The sequence below is a fragment of the Pseudenhygromyxa sp. WMMC2535 genome, from assembly GCF_011083025.2.
This window is the reverse complement of sequence record NZ_JABJWV010000001.1, coordinates 4,745,847-4,759,939: the sequence shown is the minus strand read 5'-3', so window position 1 is coordinate 4,759,939 and position 14,093 is coordinate 4,745,847. Positions and strand designations below refer to the sequence as shown.

The 14,093-nt window shown below is 66.2% G+C and carries 9 protein-coding genes; 3 read left to right on the top strand and 6 right to left on the bottom strand.

Features of this window, described 5'->3' with window-relative positions:
- Window positions 1–20 precede the first annotated feature (20 nt).
- The 5 genes from G6O69_RS18630 to G6O69_RS18610 form a co-directional block, all read right to left on the bottom strand.
- Entirely contained in the window at window positions 21–962 is a 942-nt protein-coding gene (locus tag G6O69_RS18630) for a phosphatidylinositol-specific phospholipase C domain-containing protein (protein ID WP_172304851.1), read from the bottom strand.
- Window positions 963–1,213: 251 nt separating this feature from the next.
- Window positions 1,214–4,267, bottom strand: a complete 3,054-nt coding sequence (locus G6O69_RS18625; RefSeq protein ID WP_255215813.1) for a serine/threonine-protein kinase — start codon at window positions 4,265–4,267, stop codon at window positions 1,214–1,216.
- Between the two features lie 193 nt (window positions 4,268–4,460).
- On the bottom strand, window positions 4,461–5,531 hold the full coding sequence (locus G6O69_RS18620; RefSeq protein ID WP_172304849.1) for an FAD-dependent monooxygenase: 1,071 nt from the start codon (window positions 5,529–5,531) through the stop codon (window positions 4,461–4,463).
- Window positions 5,531–7,978, bottom strand: coding sequence for a LodA/GoxA family CTQ-dependent oxidase (locus G6O69_RS18615; RefSeq protein ID WP_172304848.1), 2,448 nt, complete (start codon window positions 7,976–7,978; stop codon window positions 5,531–5,533). Before G6O69_RS18615 ends, G6O69_RS18620 begins: the two co-directional genes overlap by 1 nt.
- 283 nt (window positions 7,979–8,261) lie before the next feature.
- Window positions 8,262–8,741: an acyl-CoA thioesterase gene (locus tag G6O69_RS18610; RefSeq protein ID WP_172304847.1), complete on the bottom strand. Its 480-nt coding sequence runs from the start codon at window positions 8,739–8,741 to the stop codon at window positions 8,262–8,264.
- 36 nt (window positions 8,742–8,777) lie between these two features.
- Here G6O69_RS18610 and G6O69_RS18605 point away from each other — a divergent pair, with 36 nt between their 5' ends.
- Window positions 8,778–9,569: an enoyl-CoA hydratase/isomerase family protein gene (locus G6O69_RS18605; RefSeq protein WP_172304846.1), complete on the top strand. Its 792-nt coding sequence runs from the start codon at window positions 8,778–8,780 to the stop codon at window positions 9,567–9,569.
- Window positions 9,570–9,648: 79 nt separating this feature from the next.
- Here the strand turns inward: G6O69_RS18605 and G6O69_RS18600 are convergent, their stop codons facing one another.
- Window positions 9,649–10,785 carry an aromatic ring-hydroxylating dioxygenase subunit alpha gene (locus G6O69_RS18600; protein WP_172304845.1) on the bottom strand — a complete coding sequence of 379 codons (1,137 nt, stop codon included), beginning with the start codon at window positions 10,783–10,785 and terminating at the stop codon, window positions 9,649–9,651.
- 118 nt (window positions 10,786–10,903) lie between these two features.
- On the opposite strand from G6O69_RS18600, the gene G6O69_RS18595 reads away from it, so the two are divergent.
- Entirely contained in the window at window positions 10,904–12,514 is a 1,611-nt protein-coding gene (locus G6O69_RS18595; protein ID WP_172304844.1) for a right-handed parallel beta-helix repeat-containing protein, read from the top strand.
- Between the two features lie 5 nt (window positions 12,515–12,519).
- Window positions 12,520–14,091, top strand: coding sequence for a hypothetical protein (locus tag G6O69_RS18590; protein ID WP_172304843.1), 1,572 nt, complete (start codon window positions 12,520–12,522; stop codon window positions 14,089–14,091).
- Window positions 14,092–14,093 lie beyond the last annotated feature (2 nt).

Genomic DNA, 14,093 nt, shown 5'->3' with positions numbered 1-14,093 from the left:
TTGCGAGGCCCGAGACCTGCTCAGAGATGTTGACAGCGCTCGTTCTGCCGATAAATGAAGCGAGTCGTGTTCGCGTCCGCGGAGTCGATGCAGACGAGCCCGACCATGGGCAGATGATAGCCTTGAGGGATCTGCCGGAGCTGAGTGTTCATGGCGTCCCCGTGCACTCGCGGCTGCTGACCTTGAACCACATAGCTAGTGAAGTTCAGATAGAGCCGCTTCCTGTTGAACTTGAATTTGTCAGTCCGCGCCCGCCTCAGGGCCGCTTTGATTGCGACCATCTTCTGGTGCGCATTGACTCCACTGAAGCGATCCTGGACTTCGGCCGTCAGGCTCCCCCCGATTGAATTGACGTTGATCTGATCGGAATTCCCGTTCCACCCCGTCACGTTGTAGTAGCTCGCGTGCGGGATGTTGGTGCGGCTGAGGACCAACACCTTTCCCCGGAGTTCGTCCACCGCGGGCCAGTGATACAGGCCCCGCGGCAGCGGGTGCGTCCACAGCCTGGCCCCGAGCTTCGCATTGAGGGCCGCGTTGAAATGGTTGCTCCAATCCATACCGTGCCAGACCTCGAACTTGAGCATGAAGATCAGAAACTCGGTCGGGTTGTTGGTCAAGAACTGAATCATGTCGTCCATCAGGTTCTCGACGTTGCTATTCGGCAGCTGGAAAGGCCCATGATATAGAGCGTATCCGTTGAGTCCGCCCGCTAAGGGGTTGTAGATTGTTCCAAGCCGAAGATCGAAGACCCGAACCCCGTATCCCAGCTGCGTGGGAATGTCCACGTGCTGGGCGTAGGTCATCGGCCGAGGGATCGTCCAGGGAGGCTGGTACGCGCCGCTGTCGTGTGTCCCCGGGATCGCAATCTGAGTGATGCATGACGCGTCGGACAGCCCCGACATCCAGTCATTTCCAGCCATTGTCTCCCTCTTGCACTCGACGCCAGGGGCGGCGTCGTTCATGACACCCTAGCACCGCTCCAAAAGCTTCCCAAAAATCCCCCCTCGCCGACTGCGAATTATGCGCTCGCTGCCTGAGTGTACAGAGAAAATCCTGTTTCCACTCGAGAACATGACAGGCGTTTCGATCTTCAAAATACGAAAGCACCACCATACTCGCCAACTTCCCTGGGATGAATGCACAAATCCCTCCCTGCTCTTCAATTGATTCAGCTATGCCAAAACAGATCGGCACATCACCTCATGAGGGCGGCCTAGTGTGCGCTGGCCTTCAACCACCGCGCGATGTTGTGACGCGCCAACGCGGCTCCCTCGGCGTCCTCCAGCTGCCTCATTGCCTCACGGGCATATTTCCGTGCGGCGCTCCTCTCCGACATGTCCGCTCCCGCGAGGCCAAAGCGCGCGGCGGCAAAGGCGAGCTTGATCTTGCCGAACTCGCTAGGGCTGCAGCCCTCGGTGCACAGCGAGATTCCCCTGCTGGCTAACGCGAGCGCGCGTCCCTCCTCCCCACGGGCGAGTTCGATGGCGCTGAGCGAGGCCAGCGACCCGACGAGCTCGACGTGGTCGTCGCCATGGATGTGCTCCTTGATGGCGAGCGAGCGTAGCTCGGCGGCCAGGGCTTCGTCGTAGCGCCGCAGCCCGCCGAGGGCGACGGCCCGGTTGTGGTCGAGAGCGGCCATCGCCGGGTGCTCGAGCCCATACACGGCAGCGAACAGCGGCTCGGCCTGGTCGAGGCTAGCGAGGCCAGTCTCCAAATCGCCTCGCGAATCGCCCCAGATGCCGCGCTCGACCTGGCTCGCGCCGATGTTCTGAAGACACACGCCCACGCTCACGTGCTCGCCACCCAAGCTCTCGGACAGGATCTCACGCGCGAGCTCGTAGTGCTCGATAGCCTCGTCGTAGCGCGCGAGGTTTTGTTTGGCCGAGCCGATGTTGACCTCGACGACGGCCACGTCCGGGTGCGCCTCGCCTCGATGCCTCACCATGATCGCCCTCGCGCGCTCGAGGGTACGCACCGCCGCGCCGTAGCGACCCGCCTCGTCGTGGATGATCGCAATACTGTTGAGAGTGCGCGCGACCTCGAGCGAGCTCGGTCCATGAATCTCCTCGCTGATCGCCAAGGAGCGCTGGGCGAACTCGAGGGCCTCGCCAAACCGACTCTGCTCGGCGAGGACATTGGCCAAGGCCACGAGGGTACGGGCGACGTCGGGGTGCTTGGGGCCCCAGACCTCGATCGCTTGTTCGCGGCCCTGCTCGAGCAGCTCTCGGGCCTCCTCGAAGCGCCCGATCTCGCGCAGGTCGTCGCTGACCTTGCGCAGCGCCCGGAGGTGGCTGGGGGTTTTCTCGTCGACGAGCCCGAGGACCCGGCGATGGTGAACGAGGGCCAGCTCGTAGTTGCCCTCGACCATCGCCAGGTCGCCGATCGCTAGCCCCAGGCCAACCTCCAACTCGAGGTCGCCCCCCAGCTCTTCGAGGGCGATCCGAGCGAGCTCGGACCACAGCTTGGCGAGCTCGACATCCGAGAGCGCATACTCGCCAACGAGCACCGTCGCCGCCTCCACGAACACGCGCTCGGCCCTCGAGCGCCTCGCCAGCAACGCAGCCTCACGCAGCGTCGCTTTCGCGCGCTCGGGGCTGCGACCGCGAGCGTGCAAGGTCGTGCCCAAAATGCGCAGGGCCTCCGCCTCTAGCGCCTCGTCGTCAACGAGCCGGGCGTCGCTGACCACCCTCTCGGCTTGCTCGATCGCCTCACCGTAGCTCGCCGCATCGAGCAGGCCCTCCACACCCGCGATCCGCTCGAGCAGCGCTCCGCGGGCATCATCGGCAGCCAGCTCACCGGAGCTATCGCCCCCCCCTCCCTCGAGGATGCTCAGGGCGTCGCAGCGCTCGGGGCTGGGCAGCCATTCCCGCTGCTCGACCAGGCGATCGAGCAGCACCCCCGGCTCGAGATCTACTTTTCGAAGCCCCCCGAGGGAGGTCTCGAAGCGGACCAGCTGGCGGTCGAGGCAGGCGAGGCGCAGCTCGAGAACGTCGGCGGTCTGCTCGCCACGCAGGCGAGTCGCCTGACAGGCCTGAAGTCGGGCGGCGCGCCAGCTCTCGCTCCAGTCGTCGAAGCCATCGGCGACGATACGCCAGGTCTGCTCGGCGTAAGGCAAATTGGAGGCCAGGGTGCGCGCTCGAAGATCGCGCTGTGCGCCCTCGTCCCATATCCCCGCGAGCATCTCCTCGCCATCGCTACAAACTTCGTGGAGATCCCCCGCATGGGTAAATCCCCATACACTACCGGAAATGGCAGCAGCCGCGGCAATTGGAGCGAGCCAGCTCCGCCACGAGCGCCGCGGAGAATCCGAGAGCGCGACCAGGAGCTCCGTCATCGTCGCCCAGCGAGCGTCTGGGTGGGGCTCGAGTCCACGCAAGAGCGCCTTGCGGACATGGCAGGGAACATCCGACCACCTCGATGCCGGCGCGACGTCGCGGCTCAAGATCGCTTTTCCCAGTTCCCCGAGGTTCTCGCCCGAGAACGGCCTCTCGCCGTAGAGGGCCTCGTACAAGGCCACACAGAAGCTGAACTGATCGCTCCTCGCGTCCGCGCTTCCCCCCGCGATCTGTTCGGGAGACATATAGGCGGGGGTCCCGAGCAGCGTCCCCGTCCGGGTCAGAGAATTCCTCGACAGACACTTCTCTCCGGCCTCCAGCGTGTCCGAGATCGCCTGGAAGCTGAGGCCCTCCTCGCCCTCTTGCCCGGCCGCCTTCACCAGACCAAAGTCCATGACTCGAACGCGCCCGTCGTCACCCAACATGACATTCTCGGGCTTGAAGTCGCGGTGAACCATGCCCGCGGCGTGGGCCGCCGCCAAGCCCCGCCCCGCCTCCGAGAACACCTTTAGAACATCTTTCCAGGTCCGCTGCTGCTCCGTCGATCGCATCCATGCCTTGAGGGTGTTGCCCTCGACAAACTCCATGCCAACAAAGAGTCGACCTCGGTGGACACCAACATCGTAGACCGTCACGACATTTGGATGATCGAGCTTGGCGAGCGCCTGCGCCTCACGCTGTAGCCGGGTACGGGCTGCTTCCTGCCCCCCCGCCTGGGACTTGATGAATTTGAGGGCGACCTTTCGTTCCAGTTCGGGATCGTATCCCGAGAGCACCACTCCCATGGCGCCAGCCCCTATCTTCGACAAAACGATGTATCGACCGACGATTGAGCCCCGCTCGGGTATATCACCAGGCGAAGCGCCTCCTTCGCCATGCCAGGACCCACTTTGGATGGTACTCTCCAGTGTTTCCAACTGTATGATTTGCATCGTTCCGTAGCCCGCTCTCGAATACATATGCCCGTTTGCGTCTCGGTGTTAGATCCTTTCACGCTTTTTCGATGGCGATTTTTTTGCGTCGCCAGCCCCGGCGCGCGAGGCGCCTAATCGATATCAACATGTTCTCCATCACCCATCGACCCAGGTCAACATCACGCCCCTCGCGCCAAACGACTCGACTCGGCTATGAACTAGCAGACCTGTGATATTGGCGTCGCTGTGCGAGGTACTGCGCGAAGATCGTCTCCATCCTCCCCGCATATCGAGCGACCAAGGTGGTATCGCCCGTCGTGTACCAGACCTCGATGGCCGAAGCCGCGACACTGGCCGAGAACACCGCGTTGCTGATGCCGTGCGAAGAGAGCGGATCGAAGGCGATCGCGGCGTCTCCCACCGCCAACCAGCCCGGCCCGCACAGCTGGCTCGCGCGTGAGGAATTCGCCAACGCTCCCACGGCGCCCTGGGTAGGCGCCCGAGCAGGGGCGAGGAGACGTCCCAGCAACCGCGTATCCGCGAGCAGCTCGGACCAGCGCCCTAAGTCCCGCATCGCCAGCGCCACGGGGCTGCCCCGCTCGGCGAAGAGAGTCAGGACATTGGTCGTCTCATCCAGGGCGGAGGCAATGCCCCAGCCCCCCGCGAAGCTCTCCGTGACCACGCCATGGCACAGTTCGGGGATCCGTACGCCCTCGACGTGGCAGGAGCTCGCAACTTGATGATCCTGAACCAAGCTCGGGACGTTCAACCTGCGCAGAACCGCGCGCCTGCGCCCCGTGGCGTCGACCAGCAGGGCCGCGTCGGCACTCATCTCGCGCCCTCGTTGCGCCCAGCTGATTCGCACGCGGCCTCGCCGAGGCTCTATACCCACAATCTGATTCAAAGTGACGACTCGATCCCCAACGATCTCGGTGAGCTGGTGAATCAGCCCCGCCTTGTCGACCTTGAGCCCATGGCCGTAGCGGCCCTGACCAAAGAAGTCGACCCGACGCAGCGGCCCAGTTCCCCACTGGGCGCAGTACCCAAAGGTCTTGCGCCCGTGGGCAAAAAACAGCTCGAGCAGCCCCTCGCGCTCCAACAGCGCGAGCGTGGTCGGAGGAAGGGTCTCGGCCAGCGAGCACGCCCTGACCCGCTCCTGGCGAGCGAGCACCAAATGCGGAACACCGGCCGCCCGCAGGCGCAAGGCCAGGCACAAGCCCGCGATCCCTGCTCCCACGATGACGACCGGCGCTCGTTCGCCAGCATGGTGCTCGTGCGCCACTACTGAAAGCACAGGTAGATTTCGGAGGCCCCGATCGACCCGCCACACTTGTCGCTGTACTCGATCTTCAAGGTGACGTAGTTGCCCGCGACCTCCGCGAAGGCGTCGGTGATGTCTCGAGGCGCGAGCGGCACGACTTGACCGCTGCACCCGTGACTGTAGTCATGCTCGAAGACCTGCCCGCCCCTGGCCCAGATCCTCACGACGTCGTCGACGCGGGTGTCACCTGTCCCGTCGGGCCTCGAACTCAACCAAATTTTCCTATCTTTGGGGATCCAGATTGTATCCCGGGAGTTTTGGTAGAACACTGTGGGCGAGTCGGGTGGCGCAGGTTCGTTGGGGTAGGCGGCTCCGAGGAACACCGCGAGGCGGTCCTTGCGGTTCTCACTGCCAGAAGACACGTACACGAGCTTGGGGATGCCGTCGACTTCGACGCCGGACGGACGACCCGCGATCATACCGATGTCCCTCCACTGATAGACCATATTGATGAGCCCATTGAGGTAGCCCCCCTCTGCGTGATAGCCAACAAAACCAGTGTCCGTAGTCTTCAGCCAGGGGAGACGGCTTGCGTAGATGTTGCGCCTGGTCGAATCGAGGACCGACACGTCCTGGATCTTCACCAAGCTCTCCTCGGTGAGGACGTCGACGGGGAGGTTCGCGGCCCACCATGCGGGCACGGGGTACTCGCTGTCGGTGAACACGGCCTGGCAGCTACCGGCATCGGACTGCCAGGGGATGCCCATCCACTTGGTCAGATCCCCGGGCGTGGACTTCCATAGCCAGGCACAAGCGCTCCCCGGCTTCAGCGAGTCCGTGACGTTTTGCGAGGTGATCTGCAGGCCGAAGTCGTTGTAGTAGATCTGCGCTTGCTCCTCCTCGCTGGCGGCGTTAACTCGGATCTCACGTAGTCCCATGAGCGAACTCCCGGGCGCCACGTCGTCGACGACTTGCTGATTGACGGCGTACATCTGCTCGTGGCGCATGGGCCAGGTCAGCTCGACCCCAGGGTGAAATCCGCCACCGTAGAGCGTCTCGAGCACCGCGCGGGTCATCAGCAGCGCGGCCTTGCCCGGGTCCTCGGCCGCCGCCGCGAACTGCTGCTGGTAGTGCCTCGCCAGCGCGTCGATGTCTGAATATTTTCCCGCGAGGGGCGGAAAGTCACCATCACGCCAGGCCTCGAGCTGACGATAGAGCAGCGGCGGAATCGCAAACCACTGCGCGGGACTGCCAGGGTAGTTGACGCCATCACCAGGGTAGTAGGGCAACTTGAGCTCTTGGGTGCCAGTCCCGGGGTTGCCGATGCTGGTCTTCTCCTTGCTGGGGATGATCGGCTCGTTGTCGTTGGGATAGCTCGGGTTGCGGAACAAGCTGAACACGGCCTCACGGACGCCGCGGGCCCCCGGACTGGGGTCGTAGAGCTTGCTGAACTCCCCACTGGCGATCAGCTCGTCGATCACCTCGCGGAAGGATGGAGCGAGGAAGTCGCCGAGGTTGACCCACTGCATTCGATATAGGCGCAGAAAGATCGGAAACACGAGGCTGAAGTCGGTCTCGTATACGGTCTTCCCCGCGCCGCAGATGAGGTCGTACATCGTCGCCAGCGGCTGGATCTGGGGGGCGTAGTCCGGGGGGGCGCTCGTTACCCACGCGGCCGTCTGGGCGCAATTCAGCTCGGCGACAACCTCTCCGGTCCCCCGGTGCCGGATCGTCGCCGTCACCCGGCCATCACAGATGTCGTCGTACCAGTTGGAGTTGTCGGCGAAATCAGTGTTCAGGTCGGAGGGGTTGAGGGCTGCAGACACCCCGTCACCCGCATAGAAGATGAGGCTCCCCTCGTCGTACTCAACCGTGCCCAATTTGACGTTCTTGGGCTCGAGGTCCATGGCCCGAGCTATCTGCGAGACTTCTTTGCTCTGTGGCTTGGGGAAGCAGCCCTCGATGGGGCTCTGCGGGGCGTCCTCGGACACGCTCACCGCATCAGGGTTATTTACCAGTTCACGCCGGTAGTTGTAGTTGTCACTGGTCTGCGCGGCGCTGAGGATGTTGGGGTTGCGATAGGAAGCGCCAATCCCCGGGGCGAGCTTCCGCTCGAAGAAGCTCGCGCTCAAGTTGTTATGGTTCTCGAGCGTGGCGGACAGATCGAGGCAGTTGTTGAAGTCATACCAAAATGGTTTCTTGTTCGCTACCTCGACCGTCCACTCGATCTTGTAAGTTTCGGCGTTGAGCTTGCTCTTCGGGAACCCTCGCTCATCGCATTCGTAGATATAGAAGCGCTGGGCCTGCTTGCGGATCGCTCCCTCTTCGTTGAGATATTGAGCTCCCGGATCAAACAGGTTTGCCCAGGGAATCTCGGGGCTGAAGATCGCGTCGACTTTGTCTGCCCTCCCGTTGCCAAGGCGTGCGACTCCGATGGATGGATAGATGCGGTAGCGAGGAGTTTCCATGTCTTACCTTTCCGATTCGGCTGCCTGAACAGCCGCCGTTTACCACGCCGCACGCACCATCGCGGGCAGCTCGACGAGTATAGCACAGTATCAGAACACGCCTGCTAACGACATCGACAATCAACCATTTAGAGTTTCCAACTCGAGGCGAAGACCACCATTTACATATGCACAGTGTGTCTCCAGGATGCGCTTTGAAACGCCCCCCCCGGCGCCCGAAACGCCGTGGCCGAGCCCAACATATTTCCCCACCATCTATTTGCCCAGCAGGGCAATCGCGCCCTCAGCCGACCCCGAACGCCTCGATCCGCCCGCGCAGATCCTCTGGCACCGGCACCGCACGCTCGTGCCCCGGCGAGCGCTCGTCGAGGTCCATCACCACGCACACCGTCCGCCCCTTCACGCGCAGCTCGCCCTCCACCGGGCCGCGGACCTCGTAATCCAAAGTGATCGAGCTGCGCCCGAGCTTCGCGACTCGCAGGTGGATCGCCACCCGATCTCCAAAGCGGCTCGGCGCCACGAAGTCGGCCTCGCTGTGCACCGCCGGGAAGCCGAGCTTGCGTCCGCGCACGAACTCGGCGTAGCCCATGCCCAGCGCCGCGGGAAACCAGCTCTCCATGGCCTGGTGGAAGAAGTCGAAGTAGCGCGGGAAGTAGACGATCCCCGCGGGGTCGCAGTCGCCAAAGCCGATGTCGAGGTGGTGGACGTGGGGCGCGGCGGGGGTCGCGGGGGTCGCGGAGCTTGGATCGCTGGGGTTCGTCATGACGGCGCGGCGCAGCGGCGAGTGTATGCTCCGCCCATGTCCCTCGTCGAGACCGCGACCGCAGACGGCATCGCCACCTTCACCCTCAACAACGCCCCGGCCAATTGCTACTCGCGCGAGATGATGAGCGAGCTGGACGCCGCGATCCTCGATGCGCGCTTCGACCCCAGCGTGCACGTGATCGTGATCCGCGGCGCCGGCGAGAAGTTCTTCTGCGCTGGCGCCGACATCGCGATGCTCCAGGGCGCGGATCCCTACTTCAAGTACAACTTCTGCCTGCACGCCAACGAGACGCTGCTGCGCCTCGAGAACACGCCCAAGCTGGTGATCGCCGCCATCGACGGTCACTGCGTCGGCGGTGGCCTCGAGGTCGCGCTGGCCTGTGATCTTCGCGTCGCGCGCAAGGGCGTCGGCAAGTGCGGGCTGCCCGAGGTCAAGCTCGGCGTGCTCCCGGGCACCGGCGGAACGCAGCGCCTGGTCCGGGTCGTGGGCAAGAGCCGGGCGATCGAGCTGATGGCCGCCGGCGAGGTCTTCCCGCTCGAGCGCGCCCTCGAGCTCGGCGTCCTCGACCACCTGTGGGAGGCCGACTCCCACGAGGACTTCCACGCCAAGGTGCGCGAGTGGGCCGGGCAGTTCGTCCCGCCCAAGGCGGCCTCGCGGGCGGTGGGGCTGATCAAGCGCGCCTGCCAGACGGGGGCCGAGATCGCCCTGGCCGACGGCCTCGCCCTCGAGCGCGAGCTCCAGCAGCGCCTGTTCGAGAGCGAGGACGCCCGCGAGGGGCTGGCCGCCTACAACGAGAAGCGGGCGCCGCAGTTCAGCGGCAAGTGAGCCGCGCGGCGCGACCTCCAGCCCAAAGCGGGCAGTCCCGCCGCGCCGATCCACGCTTGCTTCGCGCCCGCGCCCGCACCTACCTGGCGTCGTGGCCCAGCGCCGCCAGGTAGGCGCGATCGAAGGCCGCCGAGAGGCTCTCGCGCTCGGCGTAGGGCCCCGGCACGTAGGCCCGCGAGCGCACGCCCAGCTGGTTGCTCTCGGTCAGCGCCTTGTCCTCGCGGTTGACCCGATCCCAAAACACCACGGCGCGCTCGGGGTCGCTGGCCGAGTCGTCGACGTAGCCAGGATCGAAGAGCCACTCGCAGGTGATCCGCGTGCGGTCGACCGCCGTGGGGTCGAGGCGATAGGTCAGCACGTAGTCGGGGTGCAGGGCGATGAAGAGCGCGGGGAAGATCGTGTAGTAGAAGACCTGCGTGCGCGCGGGGCCGTCGACGAGCAGCGGGCCGCAGCGTCGCCCGTCTTCGCTGAGGGTCTCGACCCCGACGAGGCGCATCGGCCCGCCGAGGAGCTCGCCCTGCTCGAGGTCGTTGTCGGCTGCGCGCGCCGGCGAGACCGCTTCGAGGCGCGGGTGGATGATCGGGCAGTGGTAGCACTCCACGTAGTTCTCGAAGATCAGCTTCCAGTTGGCGGCGATCTCGTACTCGCGGCGCGCGGCGACCCGCAGCGAGGGCATGCGCCAGGGCTCGAGCTTGCCCGCGAGCGCGGCGAAGGCCTCGGCCAAGGGCGCCGGCGCGTCCGCGAAATTGACGAACACGCCGCCTTGCCACTGCGCCGTCGCCAGCGAATGTAGCGGGTAATCGGCGCGATCGAAGCCCGCGACCTCGTCCATCTGCGGCGCGCCGATCAAGCGCCCGTCGAGGGCGTAGGTCCACGCGTGGTAGGGGCAGCGCAGCGTCCGAGAGGGCGAGACCCCAGGCCCCGCGCACAGGCGGGCGCCACGATGGCGACACAGATTGTAAAACCCACGCAGCTCACCGGTCTCAGCGCGAACGATCAGCGCGCTCTCTCGCGGGGACAGCTCGGGCCCTCGGCACTCGGGCGCGAGCTCGAAGACCATCCGACTGCCCGCTTCGGTCAGCGACTCGGCCCGCCCCGCGTAGAGCCAGCGACGCATGAAGATGCGCTCGATCTCCTCGGCAAAGATCGCGTTGGAGCAGTAGTAGCGAGCCTCCAAGCTCCGTGCACCACCTGCGCTTCGCGGCCGAGAAGACATCGCTCCAGCATAGCCGAACTGAGCCCCTTGGGGGGCGAGCTCCCCGGGCGCGCTCATGCATTTCGTGTAGGCCCTACCCGGCTTTTTTGACGCTCGGATCGCGACTAGGTCACTCCCCATGCATATCACTGACTGTGTTCGTACTCGCGTCTTCGCGCTGTCCTTGACGAGCGTCCCCGCGCTCGCCGGCTGCGTGCCCGAGTCCGGCGCCGACGACGATGTTGGCGAGGGGGAGAGCGGCAGCGAGGGCGAGGACAGCAGCGAGGGCGACGGCGACACCTCGACCACCGACGGAGGCGCCGACGCGGGCGAGAGCGCCGACGCGGGCGAGAGCGCCGACACCGGTGAGGGCGGCGAGGAGGAGCCCGACTACGAGATCACCGGCGACCTCTACTACGTCGACGCGGTCGCCGGCAGCGACGACAACCCCGGCAGCGCCGAGGCGCCCTTCTCGACCCTCGCCCACGCCCTGACCCAGGTCCAAGGCGGCGACGGCGTGCTGCTGCGCGACGGCGACTACGGCGACCTCGAGTTCGGTGCCGACAACGGTCTGGCGATCCCCGAGGTCTTCGATGACTGGGTGACGATCCGCCCCGACGACGGCCACAGCCCCTCCGCGGGCAACATCGTGCTCGGGACCTGGGGCAGCGAGGCCTCGACCGACGCGATCCCCTTCGAGATCGTCGGCAACAGCGACCTGCGCCTGCGCATCGACGGCCTCGAGATCCGCGACCGCATCGAGGTCTACGGCAGCCGCTACGTCGACATCCGCAATTGCGAGGTTCAGGCCGAGGGCGAGCTCACCGAGCTGTCCGACGACTCCTGCATCTCGGTGATCAACGGCCAGTACGTCAGCGTGACCGGCAACGACCTCCACCACTGCGGCATGGGCGTGCAGGCGATGACCACGGACTTCGTGCTCGCCAACAACGAGATCCACCACAGCACCCACGACGGCCTCAAGGTCTACGGCGGCCGCAACTGGCTGGTCGAGGGCAACATCTTCCACGACCTCGACGACGGCCTCGACGACGACGACATCGCCGACTACCCCAACTATCACGTCGACGGTATCCACATTCACACGATCATCCACGAGGGCGGCTACTACAACGTCAAGTGGGCCGACTTCGCCGACAACCTCGTGTTCCGCGCCAACATCTTCTATCACCTCGAGTCCATGGGGGTGATGATCAACCAAAACGACTCGGGGACCGGCGACTGGGGCAACTTCGTGTGGGAGAACAACATCTTCGGGCCGACCGGGGGCATCGCCTTCATCCAGGGCAGCAGCTTCGTCGGCACCTTCGTGTTTCGCCACAACACGGTGCTCTTCGCCCCCGGCGACATCTGGACCAGCATCTTCGGCCGCGAGATGCACCCCGACAACCTCGACAGCCCCGGCGCCTCGGCCTACTACATCCAGGTCTGGGGCAACCCCGAGGGCCACGACTACTACAACAACATCTTCACCACGGCGACCACGCTGACCCAGGACCAAGGCTATATCGGTGACAACATGTTCATCGCCGAGGGCGACGCCCTGCCCTACGTGGAGATCCCGGGCAACATCCAGGACTTCCTCGATCAGGGCGGCGTGCTCGGTGAGCTGGTCGCGGGTAGCCCGGCGATCGACGCGGGCACGAGCGCGCTCGAGGTCCCCGCGGCCGACGTCTATGGCACGCCGCGGGACGGGGCGCCGGACATCGGCGCGGTCGAGTACGATTGAGCTGCATGCCCGCGCGGATCGGCCTGATCTTTCTCGACGATCTATGCGCCTTCGCGCCGTGGATCAGCGATCGCGCGCCCAGCTGGGCGGCGAGCCGCGAGCTCGATGGCCCGCTGCTCCCGCCCACCTTCGCGCCTCCGCCGGTGCTCGTGGTCGTCGCGCGCTCGCTGACCTGGGCCCGGCTGGAGGACGCTGCCCCGTGGTTGGCCGAGGCCGACGCGCTGATCTTGGTCGTGGATCCCCGCGACGATCCGGGTCACGACGAAGACGACCCCGAGCTGCGCGAGCTCGCCGGGATCGAGCGCGAGCAGCTGCGTGCGCAGCTCGGCGCGCTCCCCCTCGAGTTCGTGGACGTGTCCCCGGCCCAGCCCCTCGAGCAGGCGATCGACGCCGCGCTGACGCTGGCCCGCGCGCGCGCCAGCAGCTGCACGCGCAGCTGGCCGACGCTCGCCCCCACGCCCACCTTCGAGCCGACCACCGCGAGCGAGGCGGGGCCTTGGATCGCGTGGACGCCACCAGGCTGGCGAAGGCCGATCTGCGAGACGAACGAGGCGCTGCGCCACCTCGCCGCGGGCCTCGGCCATGGCGACGGGCGGCCCTTCTTTCTCGACGGTCTCGCCGGCGTCCGCGTCGATCTCCGCACCGGCGCGCGCGAACACATCGATGGCCTGGCGGGGAGCGCCCAGCCGGGGTGGCCGATCGCCGCGGCGCCCGGGGGCGGCTGGCTCGATCAACGACGCGCGCCCGGGGACGCTCGGCCCAGCTGGACGCTCCACCGACTGGGCCACCCAGCGCAGGCCTGCGGCGGCGGCTGGGGTCGCGCGATCGCCATCGACCCCGGCGGCCGCGTGGCCTGGACTGGCGGCCGCTGCCACTTCGATTGGCGCGTGATCACGGCCCGCGGCCCGGCGTGGTGGACCGCGAGCAGCCACGACTGGCCGTGCGGCCACGCCAAGAAGCTCTACGGCTTCGAGAACAACGAGCCGCTCACCGTCCAGCTCGCGGCGGATCTCGGCGCATGCGCGTCGACCTACGAGCACGACAGCTTGCTGACTCCAGGGCTACCGCTGCGCTGGCGCGAACTCGGGGAGCTCTGTCTGGCCGAGCGCGCGCGCGGTGAGCCAAGGGCGCTCTTGTTCGTGCGCGCCGACGGCGAGGACGGCTTCCCCGGGGATCCCATGCAGGCCGACGAGGACGCCCGCGACGCCTTCGCCCCGCTCAGCCTCGGCCCCTCGCCGGCGCTGCGCTACGTCGTGGGCCTCGAGGCGCCGACCTACCGCCTCGCTGGCGGCGCGGTCGAGCGCCTCGGTCCCACGCGCGCGGGCGCGGCCGAGTGGATCGTCTGCGACGCCGAGCACCGCGTGGTCCACCGCGCGCCTGGGCGCATGCTCGCGGGCTGGGGCCCCTGGCTGGTGATCCAGCACAACGCCCAGCTGTGGCGCGTGGACCTGCGCACGCGCGCGCAGACCCCTCTGGGTCCCAGCGGGCGCCCCATCGCCGGCGCCGTCGCCATTGTCGGCACCCCGATGGTCGTCCTGCTCGGCCTCGAGCCCACGCCCGCGCTGCGGCTGGTCTGAGC